15 protein-coding genes are annotated in these 20,311 nt (G+C 60.3%); 12 read left to right on the top strand and 3 right to left on the bottom strand.

Annotated elements, in window-relative coordinates; translation table 11 throughout:
• Window positions 1-70: 70 nt before the first annotated feature.
• From pepP to JOE29_RS22995, 3 genes are read left to right on the top strand one after another with little or no spacing between them, the layout of a single operon-like run.
• Window positions 71-1,405, top strand: coding sequence for a Xaa-Pro aminopeptidase (gene pepP, locus JOE29_RS23005; RefSeq protein ID WP_003426021.1), 1,335 nt, complete (start codon window positions 71-73; stop codon window positions 1,403-1,405).
• Complete coding sequence (ubiH, locus tag JOE29_RS23000) at window positions 1,402-2,589, top strand: 2-octaprenyl-6-methoxyphenyl hydroxylase (RefSeq protein WP_003426025.1); 1,188 nt, start codon at window positions 1,402-1,404, stop codon at window positions 2,587-2,589. Before pepP ends, ubiH begins: the two co-directional genes overlap by 4 nt.
• Before the next feature lie 51 nt (window positions 2,590-2,640).
• A complete protein-coding gene (locus JOE29_RS22995; RefSeq protein ID WP_103362808.1) occupies window positions 2,641-3,870 on the top strand; it encodes a 2-octaprenyl-3-methyl-6-methoxy-1,4-benzoquinol hydroxylase in 1,230 nt (409 codons plus the stop codon).
• A 170-nt stretch (window positions 3,871-4,040) separates the two neighbouring features.
• Here JOE29_RS22995 and JOE29_RS22990 read toward each other — a convergent pair whose 3' ends face one another.
• Entirely contained in the window at window positions 4,041-5,033 is a 993-nt protein-coding gene (locus JOE29_RS22990; protein ID WP_210079895.1) for an AraC family transcriptional regulator, read from the bottom strand.
• Window positions 5,034-5,671: 638 nt separating this feature from the next.
• Here JOE29_RS22990 and JOE29_RS22985 point away from each other — a divergent pair.
• The 4 genes from JOE29_RS22985 (at window position 5,672) to JOE29_RS22970 (ending at window position 9,771) form a co-directional block, all read left to right on the top strand.
• A complete protein-coding gene (locus JOE29_RS22985) occupies window positions 5,672-6,955 on the top strand; it encodes an MFS transporter (RefSeq protein ID WP_210080034.1) in 1,284 nt (427 codons plus the stop codon).
• Between the two features lie 214 nt (window positions 6,956-7,169).
• Window positions 7,170-7,751 carry an alpha/beta hydrolase gene (locus tag JOE29_RS22980; protein WP_003317322.1) on the top strand — a complete coding sequence of 194 codons (582 nt, stop codon included), beginning with the start codon at window positions 7,170-7,172 and terminating at the stop codon, window positions 7,749-7,751.
• 83 nt (window positions 7,752-7,834) lie between these two features.
• Entirely contained in the window at window positions 7,835-8,785 is a 951-nt protein-coding gene (locus tag JOE29_RS22975) for a sigma 54-interacting transcriptional regulator (RefSeq protein WP_058444829.1), read from the top strand.
• A 203-nt stretch (window positions 8,786-8,988) separates the two neighbouring features.
• A complete protein-coding gene (locus JOE29_RS22970; RefSeq protein WP_210079894.1) occupies window positions 8,989-9,771 on the top strand; it encodes a MetQ/NlpA family ABC transporter substrate-binding protein in 783 nt (260 codons plus the stop codon).
• 257 nt (window positions 9,772-10,028) lie between these two features.
• On the opposite strand, the gene JOE29_RS22965 is transcribed toward JOE29_RS22970, so the two are convergent.
• Window positions 10,029-11,282 (bottom strand): lipase family protein, encoded by a 1,254-nt coding sequence (locus JOE29_RS22965; protein ID WP_210079893.1) that lies wholly within the window; start codon window positions 11,280-11,282, stop codon window positions 10,029-10,031.
• A gap of 178 nt (window positions 11,283-11,460) precedes the next feature.
• On the opposite strand from JOE29_RS22965, the gene JOE29_RS22960 reads away from it, so the two are divergent.
• Entirely contained in the window at window positions 11,461-12,687 is a 1,227-nt protein-coding gene (locus JOE29_RS22960; RefSeq protein WP_210079892.1) for an MFS transporter, read from the top strand.
• Window positions 12,688-12,802: 115 nt separating this feature from the next.
• Here the strand turns inward: JOE29_RS22960 and JOE29_RS22955 are convergent, their stop codons facing one another.
• Complete coding sequence (locus tag JOE29_RS22955; protein ID WP_210079891.1) at window positions 12,803-15,901, bottom strand: autotransporter domain-containing protein; 3,099 nt, start codon at window positions 15,899-15,901, stop codon at window positions 12,803-12,805.
• Between the two features lie 218 nt (window positions 15,902-16,119).
• Here JOE29_RS22955 and JOE29_RS22950 point away from each other — a divergent pair, with 218 nt between their 5' ends.
• From JOE29_RS22950 to JOE29_RS22935, 4 genes are all read left to right on the top strand, one after another.
• Window positions 16,120-17,016, top strand: a complete 897-nt coding sequence (locus JOE29_RS22950) for a TauD/TfdA family dioxygenase (protein WP_003392455.1) — start codon at window positions 16,120-16,122, stop codon at window positions 17,014-17,016.
• A gap of 16 nt (window positions 17,017-17,032) precedes the next feature.
• Window positions 17,033-17,914, top strand: coding sequence for an ABC transporter ATP-binding protein (locus JOE29_RS22945; RefSeq protein ID WP_003392453.1), 882 nt, complete (start codon window positions 17,033-17,035; stop codon window positions 17,912-17,914).
• A 232-nt stretch (window positions 17,915-18,146) separates the two neighbouring features.
• On the top strand, window positions 18,147-19,013 hold the full coding sequence (locus tag JOE29_RS22940) for an ABC transporter permease (protein ID WP_003317308.1): 867 nt from the start codon (window positions 18,147-18,149) through the stop codon (window positions 19,011-19,013).
• Window positions 19,014-19,051: 38 nt separating this feature from the next.
• Window positions 19,052-20,071 (top strand): ABC transporter substrate-binding protein, encoded by a 1,020-nt coding sequence (locus JOE29_RS22935; RefSeq protein ID WP_003341510.1) that lies wholly within the window; start codon window positions 19,052-19,054, stop codon window positions 20,069-20,071.
• Window positions 20,072-20,311 lie beyond the last annotated feature (240 nt).

Genomic DNA, 20,311 nt, shown 5'->3' with positions numbered 1-20,311 from the left:
GATCACTGCGACACCGGCCTGCGCTTGCCATAGCGCGAGCCGCTGGACTCCATCAGGACGCCCGCTGCCCATGATTCAGATCCCGAAGTCCGAGTACGCCCGCCGCCGCAAGGCTCTGATGGCTCAGATGGAGCCGGACAGCATTGCCATCCTGCCTGCCGCTGCGGTTGCCATTCGCAATCGTGACGTCGAGCACGTTTACCGGCAGGACAGCGACTTTCAGTACCTGAGTGGCTTTCCCGAACCGGAAGCGGTGGTGGTGCTGATCCCTGGTCGCGAATACGGCGAGTACGTATTGTTCTGCCGCGAGCGCAATCCCGAGCGCGAGCTGTGGGAAGGCCTGCGTGCAGGACAGGAAGGCGCGATCCGCGAGTACGGTGCGGACGACGCGTTTCCCATCAATGACATCGACGAAATCCTGCCCGGCCTGATCGAAGGCCGGGATCGGGTGTATTCGGCGATGGGTAGCAATCCTGAATTCGACCGGCACCTGATGGACTGGATCAACGTGATTCGCTCCAAGGCGCACCTCGGTGCCCAGCCGCCCAAGGAGTTCGTGGCGCTGGACCACCTGTTGCACGACATGCGCCTGTACAAGTCCGCTGCGGAAATTAAGGTCATGCGTTGCGCGGCGGATATTTCCGCGCGGGCCCATGTGCGCGCTATGCAGGCCTGCCGCGCGGGGCTGCATGAATTCAGCCTGGAGGCCGAGCTGGACTACGAGTTCCGCAAGGGCGGTTCGAAGATGCCTGCCTACGGCTCGATCGTCGCCTCGGGGCGCAACGGTTGCATTCTGCATTACCAGCAGAACGACGCGGTGCTCAGGGATGGTGATCTGGTGTTGATCGACGCCGGCTGCGAAATCGACTGCTATGCCAGTGACATCACCCGGACCTTTCCGGTGAACGGCAGGTTTTCCACCGAGCAGAAAGCCATTTACGAGCTGGTGCTCAAGGCCCAGCATGCGGCCTTCGAGGCCATTGGTCCCGACAAGCACTGGAACCAGGCGCACGAGGCGACGGTCAAGGTGATTACCGCCGGGCTGGTCGAGCTGGGCCTGCTGCGCGGCGACGTCGGCGAGCTGATCGAAAGCGAGGCCTACAAAATGTTTTACATGCACCGTGCCGGGCACTGGCTGGGCATGGATGTACACGACGTCGGCGAATACAAGGTCGGCGGCGAGTGGCGCGTACTGGAGGTCGGCATGACGCTGACCGTTGAACCCGGGATTTACATATCCCCCGACAACCTGGAAGTCGCGAAAAAATGGCGAGGTATTGGTGTGCGAATCGAGGATGACGTGGTTGTGACCAGGCAGGGGTGTGAAATTCTGTCCGGCGGCGTGCCCAAGACCGTCGCCGAGATCGAGGCGCTGATGGCGGCTGCACAGGAACACGTCGCATGAGCCGCTTCAATATCGCCATCGTCGGCGGCGGACTGGTCGGTGCAAGCCTTGCGTTGTCGCTGCAGGCCGGTGCCAAGGCGCGCGGCTGGAAAATCGTGCTCATCGAGCCCTTTGCGCCGGGTGAAGCCTGGCAGCCCAGCTACGATGCGCGTTCTTCGGCATTGTCGTTTGGCTCGCGACGCATCTATGAACGGCTTGGCCTGTGGCAGCAGATTTCCAGACGCGCCGAGCCGATCCTGCAAATCCAGGTGTCTGACCGTGGTCGCTTCGGCGCCACGCGCCTGTCTGCGATCGAAGAGGGCGTTCCGGCGCTCGGCTATGTGGTCGAAAACGCCTGGCTCGGTCAGGCTCTGTGGGCCGGGCTGGATCGTGATGTGGTCAGTTGGCGTGTGCCGGCCGAGGTCAAACACATGCAGCCATTGGCCGACGGTTATCGCCTGAGCCTGAGTGACGACAGCGAGCTGGACTGCGACCTGGCGGTGCTGGCCGACGGTGGCCGTTCCAGCCTGCGCGAGCAGTTGGGTATCGGGGTGCGGCAACGGCCCTACGACCAGCATGCGCTGATTGCCAATATCACGCCGAGCGAAGCTCACTGTGGTCAGGCGTTCGAACGTTTTACCGAGGACGGGCCGATGGCGCTGCTGCCATTGCCGGATAACCGCTGTGCGCTGGTCTGGACACGTCCGGGCAACGATACCCAGCGTCTGGCCGAGCTGGACGACCGCAGTTTTCTGGAAGAGCTGCAGGGCGTCTTTGGCTATCGCCTGGGCACGCTGCGTCAGGTCGGTGCTCGGCATGTCTACCCCTTGGCACTGATCGAAGCCGAAGAGCAGGTGCGCTCGCATCTGGTGATCCTGGGCAACGCGGCGCACAGCCTGCATCCGGTCGCCGGACAGGGGTTCAATCTGTCCTTGCGCGACGCCGATGCACTGGCCGAGACGCTGCTGGACAGCGACGCGCCGCCCGGTGAGCTGCCGACTCTGCAGCTCTACCGTGAGCGCCAGCGCCAGGATCAGCAATTGACCGTGGGCTTCTCCGACAAGGTGACGCGCCTGTTCGGCAGCTCCCGGTCGGCGGTTGCCACCGGGCGTAACGTCGGGTTGCTCGGGCTGGACCTGCTGCCTGCCGCCAAGCGCTGGTTTGCCCGCCAGGCCATGGGTTTGGGGACTCGATCCGATGTGTGAATCACACACTTTAAACACTGGGCTTCGGCCGCAAGCGAGAACGGTTTGACCATGGAAACGCGCGCAGATGTGCTGATTGTCGGAGCCGGAATGGTCGGCAGTGCCCTTGCCTTGGCATTGCAGGACAGCGGCCTTGATGTGCTGGTGGTCGACGGTGGGCCGCTGAGCGTCGAACCGTTTGATCAGCAGTCGAGCTTCGAGCCGCGGGTCAGCGCCTTGTCGGCGGCCAGCCAGCGAATCCTCCAGAGGCTGGGCGTGTGGGAAGGCATCGCAGCCCGGCGCATCAGCCCGTATGCGCATATGCAGGTCTGGGATGGCAGCGGCACCGGGCAGATTCACTTCTCGGCCTCCAGCGTGCATGCCGACGTGCTCGGTCACATCATCGAGAATCGTGTGGTGCAGGACGCGCTGCTCGACCGTCTGCATGCCAGCGACATCGGCCTGCTGGCCAACGCGCGGCTGGAACAGATGCGTCACTCCGGCGATGACTGGCTGCTGACCCTGGCTGATGGCCGTCAGCTGCGCGCACCGCTGGTGGTGGCTGCCGACGGTGCCAATTCCGCCGTGCGCCGCCTGACTGAAACGCCGACGCGTGAATGGGATTACCTGCATCACGCGATCGTCACCAGCGTGCGCACCGCCGACCCCCACAGAAAAACCGCCTGGCAGCGTTTCACCGATGACGGGCCGCTGGCCTTTCTACCGCTGGAGCGCGAGGGCGAGCACTGGTGCTCCATCGTCTGGTCAGTCACACCTGCCGAAGCCGAGCGCCTGATGGTGCTGGAGGATGACCTGTTCTGCCGCGAACTGGAGCAGGCATTCGAGGGACGACTGGGCCAGGTGCTGTCTGCCGATAGCCGCCTGTGCGTGCCGCTGCGTCAACGTCACGCCAAGCGTTACGTTGCCAGAGGATTGGCACTGATTGGCGATGCGGCACACACCATTCACCCGCTGGCCGGGCAGGGCGTGAACCTCGGTTTTCTCGACGCCGCAGTGCTGGCTGAAGTGCTGACCCATGCCGCAAAGCGTGGCGAGCGCTGGTCTGACCTGCGTGTGCTGGGCCGCTACGAGCGCCGCCGCATGCCGCACAACCTCGCGCTGATGGCCGCGATGGAAGGCTTCGAACGCCTGTTTCAGGCCGACCCGCTGCCCTTGCGCTGGTTGCGCAACACCGGCCTGAAAATGGTCAACCGCATGCCCGAAGCCAAGGCGCTGTTCGTCCGCGAAGCGCTGGGGTTGTCGGGAGATCTGCCCGAGCTGGCGCGGATCGAAGCACGCTAGAAGCCAACACATACCTGCGCGGAGCCCAGGCGCGACGGTGTTCTCAAGAACATCATCGTTCCTCACGCTCCAGCGTGGGAATGCTCTTCGTGACGCTCTGCGTCATGGATGTGCGCCGCGCCGCTTAATCAATAGTGGACGCGGAGCATGGGCACGATGGAGCCCCTCCATCAACGCACCACGGCGCTGCGGTACTGTTCCGGTGTCAGCCCGGTCCAGCGTTTGAAGGCGCGGCTCAGGCAGTCGGTGTCGGAAAAACCTAACAGGTAGGCGATTTCGTTCAGCGAGCTTTGCTGATCGTTCATGTGCAAAAGCGCCAGGTTCTGGCGGCATTGATTGAGCAGCAGGTCATAGCAGCAGCCCTCGTCGGCCAGATGGCGCTGCAGGCTGCGCGGGCTCAGGTGCAGGGCTTCGGCAATGCTTCTGACAGTGGGCTCGCCGTCCGGCAGCAGGGTCTCGATGGCCGAGCGTACGCGCTGCTCCCAGATCAGTGACGGTAGCGGATCCCCTTGGGATTCCTGATTGTTCAGCTGTACCGGGCCGTCATCCAGGTGGCTGTCGAATTGATCACCGTCAAACTCCAGCAAGTTCTCCTGCGCCGCAAACATGACCGGTGAACGAAACAGGTCGTGCCAGGGACGCGGGTCCTCGGGCGCGGGACGTTGCAGGTGCACGGCAAGCGGCGCATAGCCCCGGCCGAGCCGATTGCGGCAGGTGCGTACGTAAATCGCGGCAAATGCATCCAGCAGCTCATGAACCGGTGACTGACAGGAGGGTGGTGTACCGAAGCGGAATTCATAACGCTCGCCGACTGTTCTGAAGTCCAGCTCCAGAGAGTCCTCGGCCATCGAGCGGTAACGTACGATGCGCTCGAAGACTTCACGCAACGAGCCGCTGGCCACCAGTGTGTAGCCCAGCGCATGAAACGCCGTCGGGCTGACAAAACGTGAAACACGTAGACCCAGAGCCGGATCAAGGCTGGCCTGAACTGCGCGTTGCCAGAGCGTGGCGGTGACATCCGGCGAGAATTGCGCATTGGCCTCACTCAGCCTGTCCAGGTCAATGCCTGCGCTCTGGCACAACGCATCGCTGTCCATGCCCAAGGCCGTGAGCTGCTTGCGCAGAGCGGGGGTCCAACTGGCGAGACTGCTTGGCTCAGGCATGCACACGCCTCTTCCTGACATGGGGTGACTTCAGCGTCAGGCCCGTGCCGATAAGGTCTCACCGAGCAACTCCCTTGCCTGACGCCGCCTTCAAGAATGAGAGCATTTATGACAGTTGTGCAAGTGTCATAGACGCTTTTCTTGCCGTCAGGCAGAAAATTCCCGCGCTTTAATCACTAAGCGACGCCCGATAGACGCAGACAAGCGATGTGCAGACGCTGATTGCAGAGTCGTCGTATAACGCGAAACCGCTTCTTCCATTCTCGATCCCTCGCTAACCCATCCCTGATGCAGGTCATAGCGTTTCTGCCATTTGACACCGGAATGGCAAATGACTATAAGTTCACTATGTTGTACGACAACATAGGACTTGAAGAAAATTACAACCACAAAAATAATTCAAAGAGTAACAACCTCATGATCAGTCTGAATTCTCAGGCCATAGACGCGTGCTCCTCGTGCGAAAAATCTGTTTTTACGCATGATCGTCGGCAGAAAGCGCCTAAAAGTCTTCTGAAGAAACCGTAATCTGAAGTTACATAAAACCAGCCGCCTCACGGCCTTGGCCGCGGGACGCTCATCGCCAATCTAAAAATAAACAGGGTGAAGAGATGAAGATAAAAGGCATTCGGTGGTGGATGGTGGGGCTGGTAACGGCCGGCCTGGTCGTCAACTACCTGGCACGCAACACGCTGTCCGTCGCAGCACCGACGCTCATGAGCGAACTGAGCATTTCCACCGAGCAATACGCGCACATCGTGGTCGCCTGGCAATTGTGTTACGCCGTCATGCAGCCCGTGGCGGGCTATATCATCGATTTGATCGGCACCAAGATGGGCTTTGCGATTTTCGCCATCGCCTGGTCTGGCGCCTGCGCTGCCGCCGCATTTGCAACCGGTTGGCAGAGTCTGGCGATCTTCCGCGGCATGCTCGGCCTGACCGAAGCAGCAGGGCTGCCGGCAGGCGTCAAGGCGACCACCGAATGGTTTCCGGCCAAAGAGCGCTCGGTGGCCATCGGCTGGTTCAACATCGGCTCGTCGTTTGGCGCATTGCTTGCGCCGCCGCTGGTGGTCTGGGCCATTCTGCAGAGTGGCTGGGAGCTGGCGTTCCTGATTGTCGGCGGTCTTGGCATTGTGTGGAGCGGCCTGTGGCTGCTGCTGTACAAGCACCCGCGCGATCAGAAACGTCTTGGCGATGCCGAACGTGACTACATCCTCAGCGGCCAGGAAGCGCGTCTGAAGGATGCACCTGCCCAGAAAGGCAGCTGGAAGCGACTGTTCAAAAACCGTAATTTCTACGCAATTGCCTCGGCGCGGATCCTCTCCGAGCCTGCCTGGCAGACCTTCAATGCGTGGATCCCGCTGTACCTGATGACCGAGCGTCACATGAATATCAAGGAAGTCGCGATGTTCGCCTGGCTGCCGTTTCTGGCGGCTGACATCGGCTGCGTACTCGGCGGCTACCTCAGTCCGTTGTTCCACAAGTACTGCAAGGTGTCGCTGTTCACTTCGCGCAAGATGGTCATGCTGTTCGGCTGCTCCTGCATGATCGGGCCAGCGTGCATCGGGCTGGTCCAGAGTCCCTACACCGCCATCGCCTTGCTGTGCATCGGCGGCTTTGCCCACCAGACCCTGTCGGGCGCGCTGTATTCGATCACCTCGGATTCATTCGGTAAAAACGAGGTTGCAACAGCGACCGGGATGGGCGGAATGTTCGGCTTTTTCGGGGCGGCGGCGTTCACCATGGTATTCGGCGTGCTGGTCACCAAAATCGGCTACAGCCCGCTGTTCGTGGTGCTGGCGATCTTCGACATTATCGCTGCAATCGTGGTCTGGAACGTTGCCCGTGAAGTCCCGCAGCACGACGAACCATTACCGCTGGCTGCGGGCGAGCAGGGGCCGCGTACTGTGCCTGCAACCTGAGGCCGTCGTAATCCTGTAACGAAGTGTGGATAGTCTTTGCCCTGAAAGTGATTTTTATTGGAGGCCGTTCCTCGAAGGCAGGGAGTGGCCTCTTTTTTTTGCCTGTCAGCTGATATTCGTTTTGGGAATTAACAAATAGCTTCTTATTCCTTAGCGAATATACCTTCCATCCCTATACTCGTCTCATGAACGCATACATGCAGGAGGCGAATCCATGCATAACGAGTCGATCCGGTATCTGATCGTGCCAGGCTGGCAAGGGTCTCCTGATGATCATTGGCAGACCCACTGGCAGAACAGTCTGCCCAACAGCACGCGCGTGGAGCAGGCCGACTGGCTCAAGCCACGTCGTGAGGACTGGGTGGGTGAGTTGCAACGCACGATCGCCGCGCACGACACGCCAGTGATCCTGATCGCGCATAGCCTGGGTTGCGTCACCGTAGCGCACTGGGCCCGACTCGCGCCGCTGGAAACATTGCGTCAGGTGCAGGGCGCACTCCTGGTGGCACCGGCCGACGTCGATCGTCCGAATTGCCCGCCTGCGTTGCGTAATTTTGCACCGATCCCTACTGATCTGTTGCCGTTTCCGACGCAGATCGTCAGCTCTGACAACGACCCTGCGGTCAGCTCCCAGCGTGCCATGGAGATGGCGCGTCACTGGGGTGCCGAGCTAGGCTTTCTGAGTCAGGCCGGGCATATCAACGTCAAGTCCGGCCATCAACGCTGGGAGCAGGGTTTCGCCTACCTGTATCGCCTGCAAAACCGTCTGGAGCAACACGCGCGTCGTCGTGCATGACCGGGCAGCGTGTTTATCGGACTCACCGGGTCCCGTCTTTTTAAACGCTTGAGCCATCGCAAGGGCTCAGGCGGGAGTGTGTCATGAGCCTTCACGAAAACTTCGGTCAGCCGCTGCTGACCTTTCCCGATGCGGAAAAAAGCCCACTGAGCATTCGCGCCAAGGCGCTGGTGTTTATCGATCCACGCTCGCGCCGGTTGCGTGAAGAAATGGAGCAACTGGCTCCCCGTTCTTTACCGGTACTGATCCGTGGCGAGTCCGGGACCGGCAAGGAATTGCTGGCGCGGCATATTCATCGCGGCAGCGATCGCTCCGGGTTGTTCGTTTCAGTCAACTGCGGTGCCATCAGTCCGACCTATGCCGACGCCGAATTATTCGGCTACGCCGCCGGAGCTCACAGTGGGACGGTCAGCAGTCGCGCAGGCTGGTTCGGTTCAGCCAATGGCGGCACCTTGTACCTGGACGAGATCGGCGACCTGCCGTTGCCGATCCAGGTCAAGCTGCTTGCGGCCCTTGAAAATCACGAAGTCACGCGAGTGGGCGCCCAGCAGCCGAGCCCGGTCGATGTGCGTCTGGTCGCCGCTACCAGTATCGATCTGGCCCAGGCCGTGGCCGCCGGGAAATTCCACGAGCGTCTTTATCATTACCTGAGCGAGGGCCGCCTTGATCTGCCTGCTTTGCGCGAGCAGCCGGGCAATATCCTGCCGTTGGCCGAATATTTTGTGGGGATCTACAGCCAGCGTCTGAACCTGCCGGTGCAACTGATCAGTGAGGATGCGCAGCGCACGCTGGAGGCTCACAGCTGGCCCGGTAATACCCGTGAGCTGGAGAACGTCATTCACTTTGCCTTGCTGGTCAGCAGCGGTGATGAAATTCGCGCACACGATATCAATCTGCCGGACATCGCCGATCCGTTGACGCTGATCGAGCGCCAGACGCAGCTATTGCTCGATGGTGGTGATCGCAGGCCGCTTTCCGCGCTCAGGCAATTGCTTGAAGCAGTCACCTCGGAGCTGGCGCGGCGTCCCGCTTGAGCGTGAGCCAGCGTGGTCTTGATGAGGTAAAGTAGATCCTGATGCAAAAAAGCATAAGCACTCGATTAAAAAGTATTTTATCGGAATATAAAACACCGGTAATGTCAGCATGATGTCGCAGGGTTCATACAACTGTGGCAAACCATTGAATAATAAGGTGTCATTTTCTGGATGACGCTCTCGGATTTCGTTAAGGACATTGCATGAAAAAGACGTTTTTGCTGACCGCTCTGGCGGCTGTGTTCTCGATTGGCCTGGCTCACGCAGGTGAAAAGCTGGTAGTCGGCGCGACGCCCGTACCGCACGCGGAAATCCTTGAGCTGATCAAGCCGACCCTGGCCAAGGAAGGTGTGGACCTGGAAATCAAGGTCTTCACTGACTACGTACAGCCGAACGTGCAACTGAACGAGAAGCGTCTGGACGCCAACTACTTCCAGACCAAGCCTTACCTGGATGGCTTCAACAAAGCCAAGGGCGACAACCTGGTGACTGGCGTGGGCGTACACGTGGAACCGTTCGGTGGCTACTCCAGCAAGTACAAGACACTGGCGGATCTGCCTAAAGGCGCAACCATCGCCATTCCAAACGAAGGCAGCAACGCAGGCCGCGCACTGCTGCTGTTGCAAAAAGGTGGCCTGATCACCCTGAAGGATCCAACCAACGCCCTGTCTACGCCGAAAGACATCGCAACCAACCCGAAGAAATTCAAATTCCGCGAACTCGAATCAGCTGTACTGCCACGTGCGTTGAAGCAGGTTGACCTTGCCCTGATCAACACCAACTACGCGCTGGAAGCCAAGCTCAATCCGAAGAAAGACGCGCTGATCATCGAGGGTGCCGATTCGCCTTACGTGAACTTCCTCGTCACCCGCAAAGACAACGCCCACACCGACGCCATCGAAAAGCTGTCGAAAGCGTTGACCAGCCAGGAAGTCAAAGACTTCATCAACAAGAAGTACGACGGCGCGGTATTGCCTGCGTTCTGATCACTGACTCTCGCTCTCCCAACTATCGTGCGACGCTCCGCGTCACAGCTACATGCTGTATTGGGCTGGACAGAAATCTTGGTGGGAGTGAGCTTGCTCACGAAGGCGTTGGTCCAAACGCCATATTTCCGGGGGCTGCACCGGCCTCTTCGCGAGCAAGCTCGCTCCCACAAAGACATGTGTGTAAAGCTGAGCGCGGAGCATGTTGCGGGCACTTATCGTTCCTCACGCTCTGGTGTGAGGAACGATAACCTCAACTATCGTGCGACGCTCTGCGTCTCCCCACAATTCCCCGTCATAAACTCCCCCGAAAATGCTTTCTCGACAAAACGTGTCGAGTCCGGCAGTGAGCCATTCACTGCGCCGGAGTGATCCAGTTGCGGGTAGTAATGCCATTCGATGCGGTCGCCTGCCCTGCAAGCGTCCTTGACCAGCGCGATCTGGCTGCGAACAGGTGAGATGACGTCCTTGCCCCCGGTACCGATAAATACCGGAATGTCCGACTTTACCGTCGGGTAGTCCGAATGGCGATTGACCTGATCCAGTGCTTTCTCGGGTGAGCGTTTGAAACTGTTGTTGAACGTCAGTCCATCCGCGACCACCTTGCGCTCGATGGCTTGCAGGCATTCACGCTGGCTGGTTTCAAACGCGGGCTTCGCGCGGTCGCTCAGGTAATCGGCGGGATGCAGCAACGGGTTGATCAGCGCGGCGGTACTCAATCGCAACAGGTTGTAGGCCAGCGACGGCGAGACCTGATCGCGGAAGTTATCCGGTCCGGTATGTTTCTCATGCAATTGAGCCATCGGATAAGGCGTCCCGGTCGCGACCACACCGACAATGTTCAATTCGGGCGCGTAAGCCTTCTGATACACGGCCGTAGCGAAAGCGGCACGGCCACCCTGGGACTGCCCAAACACAACCACCCGCGAAGACAGCTTGAACCCAGCACCTTGAACGGCGCGAATGCTGTCGAGCACACCATATGCCAGCGGACTGCTCAGCCCGAACGGATGCAGCCCCGGCGTCCCCAAACCCTCATAGTCAGTAGCCACAATCGCATAACCCCGGCCAAGCCATTCATTCAGGTAGCGCGTATCGCGATCACTGCGCCCTGTGAATGAAGGCGCACAGATGTCCGCGCTACCGACAGTACCGTGCGCCCACGCCATCAGTGGCCATCCGCCCTTTGGCGACTTGCCTCTGGGCATGAACAGAGCACCTGACACTGCGACTGGCTGATTGTTGAGCCCGTCTGTTGAGGTGTACAGGATGCGGACATTCTGTCCGGCATTTTCGAGACTCTGCTTGTCCGTCAGCGGTTCGGAGCGCAGCAGTCGGCCCGGTGTCGGCGGCACTTTATCCGGCCATGTATAAAAGGCAGAAACACCGCCCTCGCCATATCTGGTCGCATTAACAGATGGCCTGGCAGACCCTGGTGCGGCGCTGCAACCTGCGAGCAGGACCGTCAACAGGATGGCCAGAATGGCCGAGGACCTTGACAATGAGTTCATCAGTATTTCTCCACGAGCTCACAGGAGAGGGCGTCTCAGCATGGATGTATCAAGCCAGGTATGACCTGAGGAATACTAACTGTCGCGAGCGCCGCCAGCATTAAAATCGTAAATCCAATAAGCTCCAACGCCTGGCTCGGTTAATCGCGATGCACATCCCGGCCTACAGGAGTTTTCCATGCGTAAGGATTACCTCGCTTTCTTCGTCTCGCTTTTCCTGTCCAGGCTGGCGGATCAGATTCTGTTGTTCATTGTGCCGCTGGTGGTGTTTCAGACCACCAACAGCGCATCGTGGGCCGGGCTGGCGTTTTTCGTTGAATCGCTGCCGAGGTTTCTCGCGTTTCCGTTGTGTGGTGCCCTCTGCGACAAATACCCGCCAGTCAAAATTCTGCATATCAGCCAGATCTACCGGGCATCGCTGTGCGTGCTGGCGATGGTGCTCTACGCCATCTTTGGCGGTATCGGATGGCTGGTGGTGCTGTCGGCATTGTGCGGGGTGCTGACCACGCAAGGCATCATGGCGCGCGAAGTGCTCATGCCGCATATCTTTCAGCACTACAGCTACACCAGAACGTTGTCCTATTCCCAGATCGCCGACCAGTCCGGGCTGGTTCTCGGGCCCTTGGTCGCGGCACTGATGCTTGAAGTGTGGGCCTGGCACTGGGTCGTACTGTTGACCGCTGGCCTGTTCCTGCTGGCAGACCTGAGCATGCTCGCGTGGCAACGTCTCAGCCGTATCACGCTGGAGGTGTTCGAGCAGCATCAGGACATCTGGCTGCAGCCGTTGCGGATTGCATTCGGGCATATCCGCAGCCAGGCGGAATTGAAAAAGATCATCACGCTGGCAGTAGGCGTCAACCTGATCGTCGGCGTCACGCTGGCGACCTCGGCAGCCATGGTGATCGGTGAGTACAGCGCCGGCAAAGATAGCTATGCCGGGCTGCAAGCGGCGGGCGCGGTGACGACCATCGTGATCCTGTTCTTCCTGGCCCGCGTGGCTCTGCCTATGCGCGTGCTGGGTGGCGTCGGCTTTTCGATGATCGCGACCGGGGCATTCATCAGCGCCGTGAGCCCGAACCTTACCGGTTATGCGCTGGGGTTTCTGTTGATCGTCGGCTTCGACAAGATGTTCAACGTCTACATGCGCACCCTCCGGCAGCGGGTGATACCGCCTCAGGACTTCGGCAAGACGGTGGGCGTGATCACGCTGCTCAACAACCTGTCGCAGCCTCTGGCGGGTTTGCTGGTGGCCCTGCTCGCAGCGCCCTTGGGCATCCGCCAGGTCATCCTGATGCTGGCCGTGCTGACGAGCGTTATCGGGGCGGGTGCCCTGTGGTGGTTTGCAAAGGCACGCAGCCCATTCCCGACCCCGATTGTTGAGGCTGATCGGGAGGCTGGGAAATGAAAGCGAGAGGGTTGGAGTGTGATGGAATTGAGGGTCAACGCAAGCGCGCTCAGACCCCCTGATAACTTCGGCAGGCTGCTCTCCGCCCCTACAGAGAGCAGCCGCCGCTTCAGCCTTAAAACGCCAATGTCACCCGGGCATTCAGAGACTGATCCGATGCGTCGTTGCTCACCTGACCGTCGTAGCTCAGGCCCACGCTCAAGGTATCGCTCAACCCCAGGTCGACACCTGCGCCGAGCACGGCTGCGCTGCGGGCGATGGGGGCGCCGGAGAGTTCGAAGGTGTCACCGCCGCTGAAGGCCGAGCGGCTTTCCGGGGTGACGTCGCCGTAGGCGCGACGCCAGCCCAGTGTGGCGTTGGGTTTGATCACGACGCTGCCTGCGTTCAGGCGGGTCGCTGCACGCAGGCCCAGGGTGCTGAAGGTGATGTGGTTGTCCTGGGATTTGTTCTGCAGGCTGATGGCGTTGCTGTTCTCGTCGAAGGCGTCGGTGTCCAGGCGTACGTGTGCCAGGTTGGCGAAGGGTTCAAGCTGTGCGTTGCCCATTTCCAGGGTGTAGCCCAGTTCGCCGAAGACCTGATTGGTCGCTGCCTTGTAGTCTTCCTTGAAGTGCTCGGACGAGCCCGGCAGGTCCAGCGTGCGCTTGGCGGTCAGCTCATGCCAGGTGCGTATCGCGCCGAGGCGCAGGCCCAGTTGGCCCCACTTCGCGCCGCCGTAGACACCCAGATGATAGTTGTCGCTGTCGGTCGAGCCGGACGCGTGGCGCAGGTCGAAGCTGCTGTTGCTGAAGCCTGCCAATGCACCCACACGCCAAGTGTCGTCGAGCGGTACGTCGGCGCCGAACAACAGGCCGCTGGTGCGGGTTTCGAGGCCCGAGGCGTCGCGGCTGCTGTCGGTCTGGCCGGTCGCGCCGATGGCCTGGGTCCACACCACACCGCGCGAGGCGTCACCGGCGAGGGTTTGCGTGGTGCTGCCGAATGCCTGTGCTGATTGGGCTTGTTGCATGCGAGCATTCATGGCATTGCGCACCAGCCGACTGTCTTCGATCAGTGCAGATTGGGTCGATGCATGCAGCTCGTTGGACAGCGCGCTGAACGTGGCCTGCGCAGTCGAGGCGTCGTCCTGTACCACCTGACGCCAAAGCGCGTTGGCTGCGCCCGCGCTGTCCAGACCCTGCGCGACCGCCTTGGCGTTGCGCGTGGTCGCCAGGCTGGCGAAGGTTTGTGCGTTGCGATCCAGCGTCAGCCCGACATCGGTGGCGGTGTAGTTCAGCGTCGGGGTAAGGAATGCGAAGTTGGTTTGTACGGCGGCAAATGCACCGCTCACGCCACCGGCTGCGGAGATGATCGAATAACGGCTGGCGGCCACCCAGTTACCGCCCTCGACCAGTGACAGCGTGCTGTTATTGATCGTCGCGCGGCCGCTGGCGACGATGCGGTCGGCTTTGCCACTGGCGTCCGACTCCACTTGATAAACCGAACCCTGAGCCAGGTTGACGTCACCGTTGACGTTCAGTTGCCCGACCGAATTACCCGGTGCGACCACGCCACCCTGAGCGATGTTGATGCCGCCGACGGTGCCGTTGCCACCCAGCGTTGCGCCTTGCTGCACGCTGACGATGGAGTTACCGAGGTTGCCATTCACTGCCAGGCGACCGGCCTGCACGGACGTCGCGCCGGACAGGCTGCTGTTGCCGGTCAGGTTCAGCGAGCCGATACCGCGCTTGATCAGCGCGCCGGTGCCCGTGAGGGTGTTGGCGAGGGTATCGTTGGTGGACTGATCGACCACCAGCGTTGCGTTGTCGGTGATCGTGCCGCTGCCGAAGGCCTGGGCATGACCGGTCAGGGTGCCGCCGTTGATCAGCGTGCCGCCCGAGTAGGTGTTGTTGCCGGTCAGGATCAGGTTGCCCGTTCCGTTCTTGATCAGCGCACCGCTGCCGCTGATGTCGTTGCGCCAGGCGTCGATGGCGTTATAGCCGCCAAGGCTGGCGTTCATGTTGACGGTGACGTTGGAATTGAACGCGCCGTAACCATCGCCTGCGGCATACAGGTTCAAGCGACCATAGCCACCTGACTGATCGATCACTGCGTAGCCCGATGACAGTTCGGTGGTCGCCAGAATCTCGCGGCGCTGGCTGGCGTCCAGGTACGGGAAGCGTGTTTCCAGCAGCACTTCAGCGTTGGTCGGCACAACCGGCGCGAGATTGGTCGGGCCGACCGGGTCGAAGCCGTAGGTCATGCGCGCGGTGTACAGCGCCTTGTCCTGTGCGTGCTGGGAAGTGCGGTCGGTGGCCGGGTCGATGGCCGTCATGCAATTGTTGACGTCGCCGCCGCACTGAGCAGTGAAATAGGCCAGCGCCTGTGCGCGAGCATCGGCGCGCAGTTGGGCGTTGGCCGGGTTGGACAGGTTGTCGATGGCGAAATAGGTCGCGGTGATTCGCCCACCCATCACGTCGAAGGGCGAGTGCATGCCCGCTTCGATGCGGTTGTCGCCGATCTCCGAAGCACGCAGCATCAGCTCGCTGAACCGCTCCGGGATCGCGTAGGCCAAGGCGTAGGCTGACAGGTAAGCGGCGTTGGTGTGACCGCTGGGGAAACCCGAGTCACTGGCCGGCGTGGTGCTTTCGGCCGGGCGCAGGGACGGCGCGACGACGAATGCCAGGCTCTGTCCGTCGAGGCTCTGCCGCCATGGCCGTGGATACAGATAGTGGGACTTGGCTGGAGTCGTGGAGGCATCGTTGCGCACGGCGCCGACCAAGTCGACCACCTTGCCCAGCGCTGAAGACGAACTGCCTGCGCCATTGCCTTTGTCGTCGTACTTGACGGTTTTGTTGCTGTCGTCGAATTGCGTGATGGTCGTAAACGCGCCCGCGCCTGCTTTGTAAGCATCGCTCAGCGAGCCCAGGCCGCTGATGGCGCTGTAGCTCTGGTCGCGGCGGTCATCGAAGTAGGCGGCGGTTTCCTGCGCCAGCGTGCGCGAGTTGGCACGGTCGACCACGATCTGCAGGTTGCGCCGAAGCAGGCTCTGACCGAGGGCCGTCGGCGTGCCAGTGTCCCAGGTTGCGCCGGTTGTCCACAGGGTGTTGAACCCGGAGAGCAGATCGACACCGTTTATACGATTGTCATTGGCACGGCTCGCAGCCTGAACCGAGACGGCAAGCAGCGACAGTATCAATGACGACACCATTACATGGACAACCGGTTTATTGGATCGCATAGCGGGCGCTTCACTCAGGTCGAATAAGGCGCCGACCCTAGCAAGCCGTTCTGACACTTCGATGTAACTGTCATGACACATTTATGCTGGATTGGGCCTGCGAGGCACCCGCATGAAATATTCGGCGCTATCGTTATTCCCCAACGGTATTTAAATTCTCTTTCTTATACCTATAGAGTTTCGTCTTTCAGTCACACAGTCCTGGAGTCGGAGTTCTCATGCCAGCAGCCTCCCTCGCTTCATCGTCCGCTCAACCGGCTTCGCAATCCTTCGAAGTGCGTCCATTCACCGAAAAGGTGGGCGCGGAAATCGTTGGGCTGGATCTGTCCAGGCCGTTGAACGATGCCGACTTCGCTCGTGTGCATCAGGCACATCTGGATCACCACGTGCTGGTGTTCCGCGATCAGCAGATCACGCCGCAACAGCAGATCGATTTCAGCCGACGCTTCGGGGTGCTGCAGATCCATGTGCTCAAGCAGTTTCTGTTGGCCAACCATCCGGAAATCCTCATCGTCTCCAACATTGTCGAGAACGATAAGCCTGTGGGCCTGGGCGATGCCGGCAAGTACTGGCATTCGGACCTGTCTTACAAGGAACTGCCGAGCCTGGGCTCGATGCTTTACGCTCAGGAGCTGCCGAGTGAAGGCGGCGATACGCTGTTTGCAGACATGCACCTGGCGTGGGAAACGTTGCCGCAACACCTGCGCGATGCAGTTGAAGGGCGTTCAGCGGTGCACAGTTACACCGCACGCTACGCCGAGGGCCACAACGCCGCCAACTGGCGTCCGACCCTGAGCGCCGAGCAACTGGCGCAGGTGGTCGAAGTCAGCCACCCGATCGTTCGCACCCACCCTGAAAACGGGCGCAAGGCGTTGTTCGTCAGCGAGGGTTTCACGACACGCATCCTCGGTCTGCCGGAAGACGAGAGCCGTCAGATTCTCAACGAGATTTACGCCCACAGCGTTAAGCCCGAGCACATCTATCGGCACCAGTGGCAGGCCAACGACATGGTGTTCTGGGACAACCGTTCCCTGATCCATCTGGCCGCCGGCTGCCCGGCGCATCTGCGCCGCAAACTGCATCGCACGACCATTCAAGGCACCGCGCCATTTTGATTCAGGAGAGCCGTTCATGAATGCTGTCGCGCAAGGCCACACGGCCAGCACCAGCACCCAACCGCAGCCGGCTGCACAGCCCACTGCTGAAGCCTTGCTGCAAGTTTGCGGCGTCAGCCTCGAATACCGCACGCCAGAACGCGTGGTGCGGGCGACGCATCAGGTCAGTTTCGAAGTCGATCCGGCCGATCGTTTCGTGCTGCTCGGCCCATCCGGTTGCGGCAAGTCGACGCTGCTCAAGGCGGTGGCCGGTTTTATCGAGCCCAGTGAGGGCGAGATTCGCCTGGCGGGGCATCAGGTCACCGAGCCTGGCCCGGACCGCATCGTGGTGTTTCAGGAGTTCGACCAGTTGCCACCGTGGAAAACCGTGATCGAGAACGTCATGTTTCCGCTGCTGGCATCACGCACGCTGAAGCGCCCCGAAGCGCTGGAGCGCGCACGTTATTACCTGGAAAAGGTCGGCCTCAGCGCGTTTGCCGATGCCTATCCGCACACCTTGTCCGGTGGCATGAAGGCCCGTGTAGCAATTGCCCGAGCCTTGGCCATGCAGCCGAAAATCCTGCTGATGGATGAGCCGTTCGCCGCGCTGGATGCACTGACCCGCCGCAAGATGCAGGAAGAGCTGCTGGAGCTGTGGGACGAGGTGCGCTTTACGCTGCTGTTCGTCACGCACTCCATCGAAGAAGCGCTGGTGGTCGGTAACCGCATCCTGCTGCTTTCGCCGCATCCGGGCCGTGTACGGGCGGAAATCAACAGCCATCAATACGACCTGAAAAGTCTCGGCGGCGTCGGCTTTCAGCAAACCGCGCAGCGTATTCATCGGTTGTTGTTCGATGAGGGCGAGGCCGGGCCGGTGGAGCAGGATCTGAATTTTCAGGACATCCGGATTGCTTATTGACTGGCTGCACTGGTACAGGTTTTTGATTCTGGCCGAAGGCCGTAGGAGCGAACTCGTTCGCGAAGACGGTAGTTCAGACAATGCATCTTTTGAGAATGTAACGGCCCATTCGCGAACAAACTCGCTCCACGCCCTGCGAGCAGAATCAAAGGCTAAATAATGAATGCTGTGCGTATTAACGCTTCCCAGAGCGTTCTGTATACGCTTTTTACGACTACCGAGAACCCGAATCATGAGCCTCGCACCTCCCGCTCGCGAAGAATATGAAATCACGCTGGAGCCTTTCACTCAGGAAGACCTGGCCCGCGATCTGCCTCTGGCACAGCGTATCTGGCAACTGAGCTGGGTGCGCAAATGCGTCATCATGATCGCCCTGGCGGTGATCTGGGAACTGGCCGCACGTCTGCAGAACAACGACCTGCTGTTGCCGAGCTTTCTACAAACGGCTGCCGCTTTTTATGACGGGCTGATCTCCGGTGAGTTGCCGGGCAAGGTCTGGATCTCCCTGACCGTGCTGATTCAGGGCTACCTGATCGGCATCGTGCTGGCGTTCGCCCTGACCACCCTGGCAGTGTCCACCCAACTGGGCCGCGACCTGCTCAGCACGCTGACTGCGATGTTCAATCCGTTACCGGCCATTGCCCTGCTGCCGCTGGCGCTGCTGTGGTTCGGGCTGGGTCAGAACAGCCTGATCTTCGTGCTGGTGCATTCAGTGTTGTGGGCACTGGCGCTCAATACTTACGCGGGCTTTCTGGGTGTCTCGGAAACCCAGCGCATGGCAGGGCGCAACTATGGTCTCAAAGGCTTGCGCTTTGTCTGGCACATCCTGATTCCTGCTGCCCTGCCATCGATTCTCGCCGGTCTGAAAATCGGCTGGGCCTTTGCCTGGCGCACGCTGATTGCTGCCGAACTGGTGTTTGGCGCGTCCTCCGGCAAGGGCGGTCTGGGCTGGTACATCTTCCAGAACCGTAACGAGTTGTATACCGACAAGGTTTTTGCGGGTCTGGCGGCGGTGATCCTCATCGGCCTGCTGGTCGAGAACCTGCTGTTCGCCAACATCGAGCGCCTGACCGTCAAGCGTTGGGGCATGCAGCGTTGAAACGCCGTCTTTTTTTGAATAATCAGGGTGAGAACCACATGAATACTGCATTTCAACGCCCGGCACTGACTGTGTTGGCAGCGACGCTCGGCTTGTTTGGCGCGCTGCTCAGCGGCGGCGCTCAGGCTGAAGGCAAGATCAGCATCGCTCAGCAATTCGGCATCGGCTACCTGATCCTCGACGTGGTGCGCGATCAGAAACTGATCGAGAAACACGGCAAGGAGCAGGGCCTGGACATTGAGGTCGACTGGAACAGCATCTCAGGTGCCACGGCGATGAACGAAGCGCTGCTGGCCGGCGCACTGGACGTGGTGTCGGCAGGCGTGCCGCCGATGCTGACCGTCTGGGACCGCACCAAGGGCAAACAGAACGTCAAGGCGATTGCCTCGCTGGGTTCGATGCCCAATTACCTGCTGACCAACAACCCCAACGTCAAGACCCTCAAGGACTTCACCGACAAGGACCGTATCGCCGTACCGGCTGCGGGCGTGGGCTTCCAGTCGCGCACATTGCAGATCGAAACCGCCAAGCTGTTCGGTAACGACAACTACAAGAAATTCGACAACATCTCGGTCAGCCTCGCGCACCCGGATGCGACTTCCGCGCTGATTGCCGGTGGTTCGGAAATCAACTCGCACTTTTCCAGCCCGCCGTTCCAGTATCAGGAACTGGAGAACCCCAACGTCCATAAGGTGCTCAGTTCCTATGACGTGCTGGGCGGCCAGGCGACGTTCAACGTGCTCTACACCACCGAGAAATTCCACGACAAAAACCCCAAGACCTACAAGGCGTTCTACGACGCGCTGGCTGAAGCCGAGAAGATCATCAAGGCCGACAAGCCCGCTGCCGCGCAGACCTACATCCGCGTCGAGCAATCGAAGCTGCCGTTGCCACTGGTAGAGAAAATCGTCGCCGACCCGGAAATCGACTTCACCGTCACGCCGCAGCGCACCTTCATCTACGCCGAGAAACTGCATGAGCTGGGTGTGTTGAAAAACAAGGCGGCGAGCTGGAAGGATTTCTTCTTCGAAGAAGCACACGGCACCGAGGGCAGCTGATCGGCGCGGTTTGCGGATGACGCGGAGCGTCACGAACGGCATTCCCACGCGGAGCGTGAGGAACGATAGGTGATCTCGGAAACATCATCGTACCCATGCGCGTGGGTATGGATTTCCGGACGCTCTGCGTCCGATCCTGAACGTGTGACGCGGAGCGTCACGAAGGGCGTTCTCACGCAGAGCGTGAGGAACGATAGGCGATCTCAGGAATGTCATCGTACCCATGCTCCGCGTGGGTAT

The sequence above is a fragment of the Pseudomonas sp. PvP009 genome, assembly GCF_017832995.1.
Lineage (GTDB): Bacteria > Pseudomonadota > Gammaproteobacteria > Pseudomonadales > Pseudomonadaceae > Aquipseudomonas > Aquipseudomonas syringae.
This window is presented reverse-complemented; position numbering and strand designations above follow the sequence as displayed.

What these genes read in the sequence shown, in the direction of transcription:
- ubiH (WP_003426025.1), top strand. Translation starts at nt 1,402, where the DNA reads ATGAGCCGCTTCAATATCGCCATCGTCGGCGGCGGACTGGTCGGTGCA.
- JOE29_RS22995 (WP_103362808.1), top strand. Translation starts at nt 2,641, where the DNA reads ATGGAAACGCGCGCAGATGTGCTGATTGTCGGAGCCGGAATGGTCGGC.
- JOE29_RS22975 (WP_058444829.1), top strand. Translation starts at nt 7,835, where the DNA reads ATGAGCCTTCACGAAAACTTCGGTCAGCCGCTGCTGACCTTTCCCGAT.
- pepP (WP_003426021.1), top strand. Translation starts at nt 71, where the DNA reads ATGATTCAGATCCCGAAGTCCGAGTACGCCCGCCGCCGCAAGGCTCTG.
- JOE29_RS22955 (WP_210079891.1), bottom strand. Translation starts at nt 15,901, where the DNA reads ATGCGATCCAATAAACCGGTTGTCCATGTAATGGTGTCGTCATTGATA.
- JOE29_RS22980 (WP_003317322.1), top strand. Translation starts at nt 7,170, where the DNA reads ATGCATAACGAGTCGATCCGGTATCTGATCGTGCCAGGCTGGCAAGGG.
- JOE29_RS22960 (WP_210079892.1), top strand. Translation starts at nt 11,461, where the DNA reads ATGCGTAAGGATTACCTCGCTTTCTTCGTCTCGCTTTTCCTGTCCAGG.
- JOE29_RS22950 (WP_003392455.1), top strand. Translation starts at nt 16,120, where the DNA reads ATGCCAGCAGCCTCCCTCGCTTCATCGTCCGCTCAACCGGCTTCGCAA.
- JOE29_RS22985 (WP_210080034.1), top strand. Translation starts at nt 5,672, where the DNA reads ATGGTGGGGCTGGTAACGGCCGGCCTGGTCGTCAACTACCTGGCACGC.
- JOE29_RS22970 (WP_210079894.1), top strand. Translation starts at nt 8,989, where the DNA reads ATGAAAAAGACGTTTTTGCTGACCGCTCTGGCGGCTGTGTTCTCGATT.
- JOE29_RS22990 (WP_210079895.1), bottom strand. Translation starts at nt 5,033, where the DNA reads ATGCCTGAGCCAAGCAGTCTCGCCAGTTGGACCCCCGCTCTGCGCAAG.
- JOE29_RS22940 (WP_003317308.1), top strand. Translation starts at nt 18,147, where the DNA reads ATGAGCCTCGCACCTCCCGCTCGCGAAGAATATGAAATCACGCTGGAG.
- JOE29_RS22945 (WP_003392453.1), top strand. Translation starts at nt 17,033, where the DNA reads ATGAATGCTGTCGCGCAAGGCCACACGGCCAGCACCAGCACCCAACCG.
- JOE29_RS22965 (WP_210079893.1), bottom strand. Translation starts at nt 11,282, where the DNA reads ATGAACTCATTGTCAAGGTCCTCGGCCATTCTGGCCATCCTGTTGACG.
- JOE29_RS22935 (WP_003341510.1), top strand. Translation starts at nt 19,052, where the DNA reads ATGAATACTGCATTTCAACGCCCGGCACTGACTGTGTTGGCAGCGACG.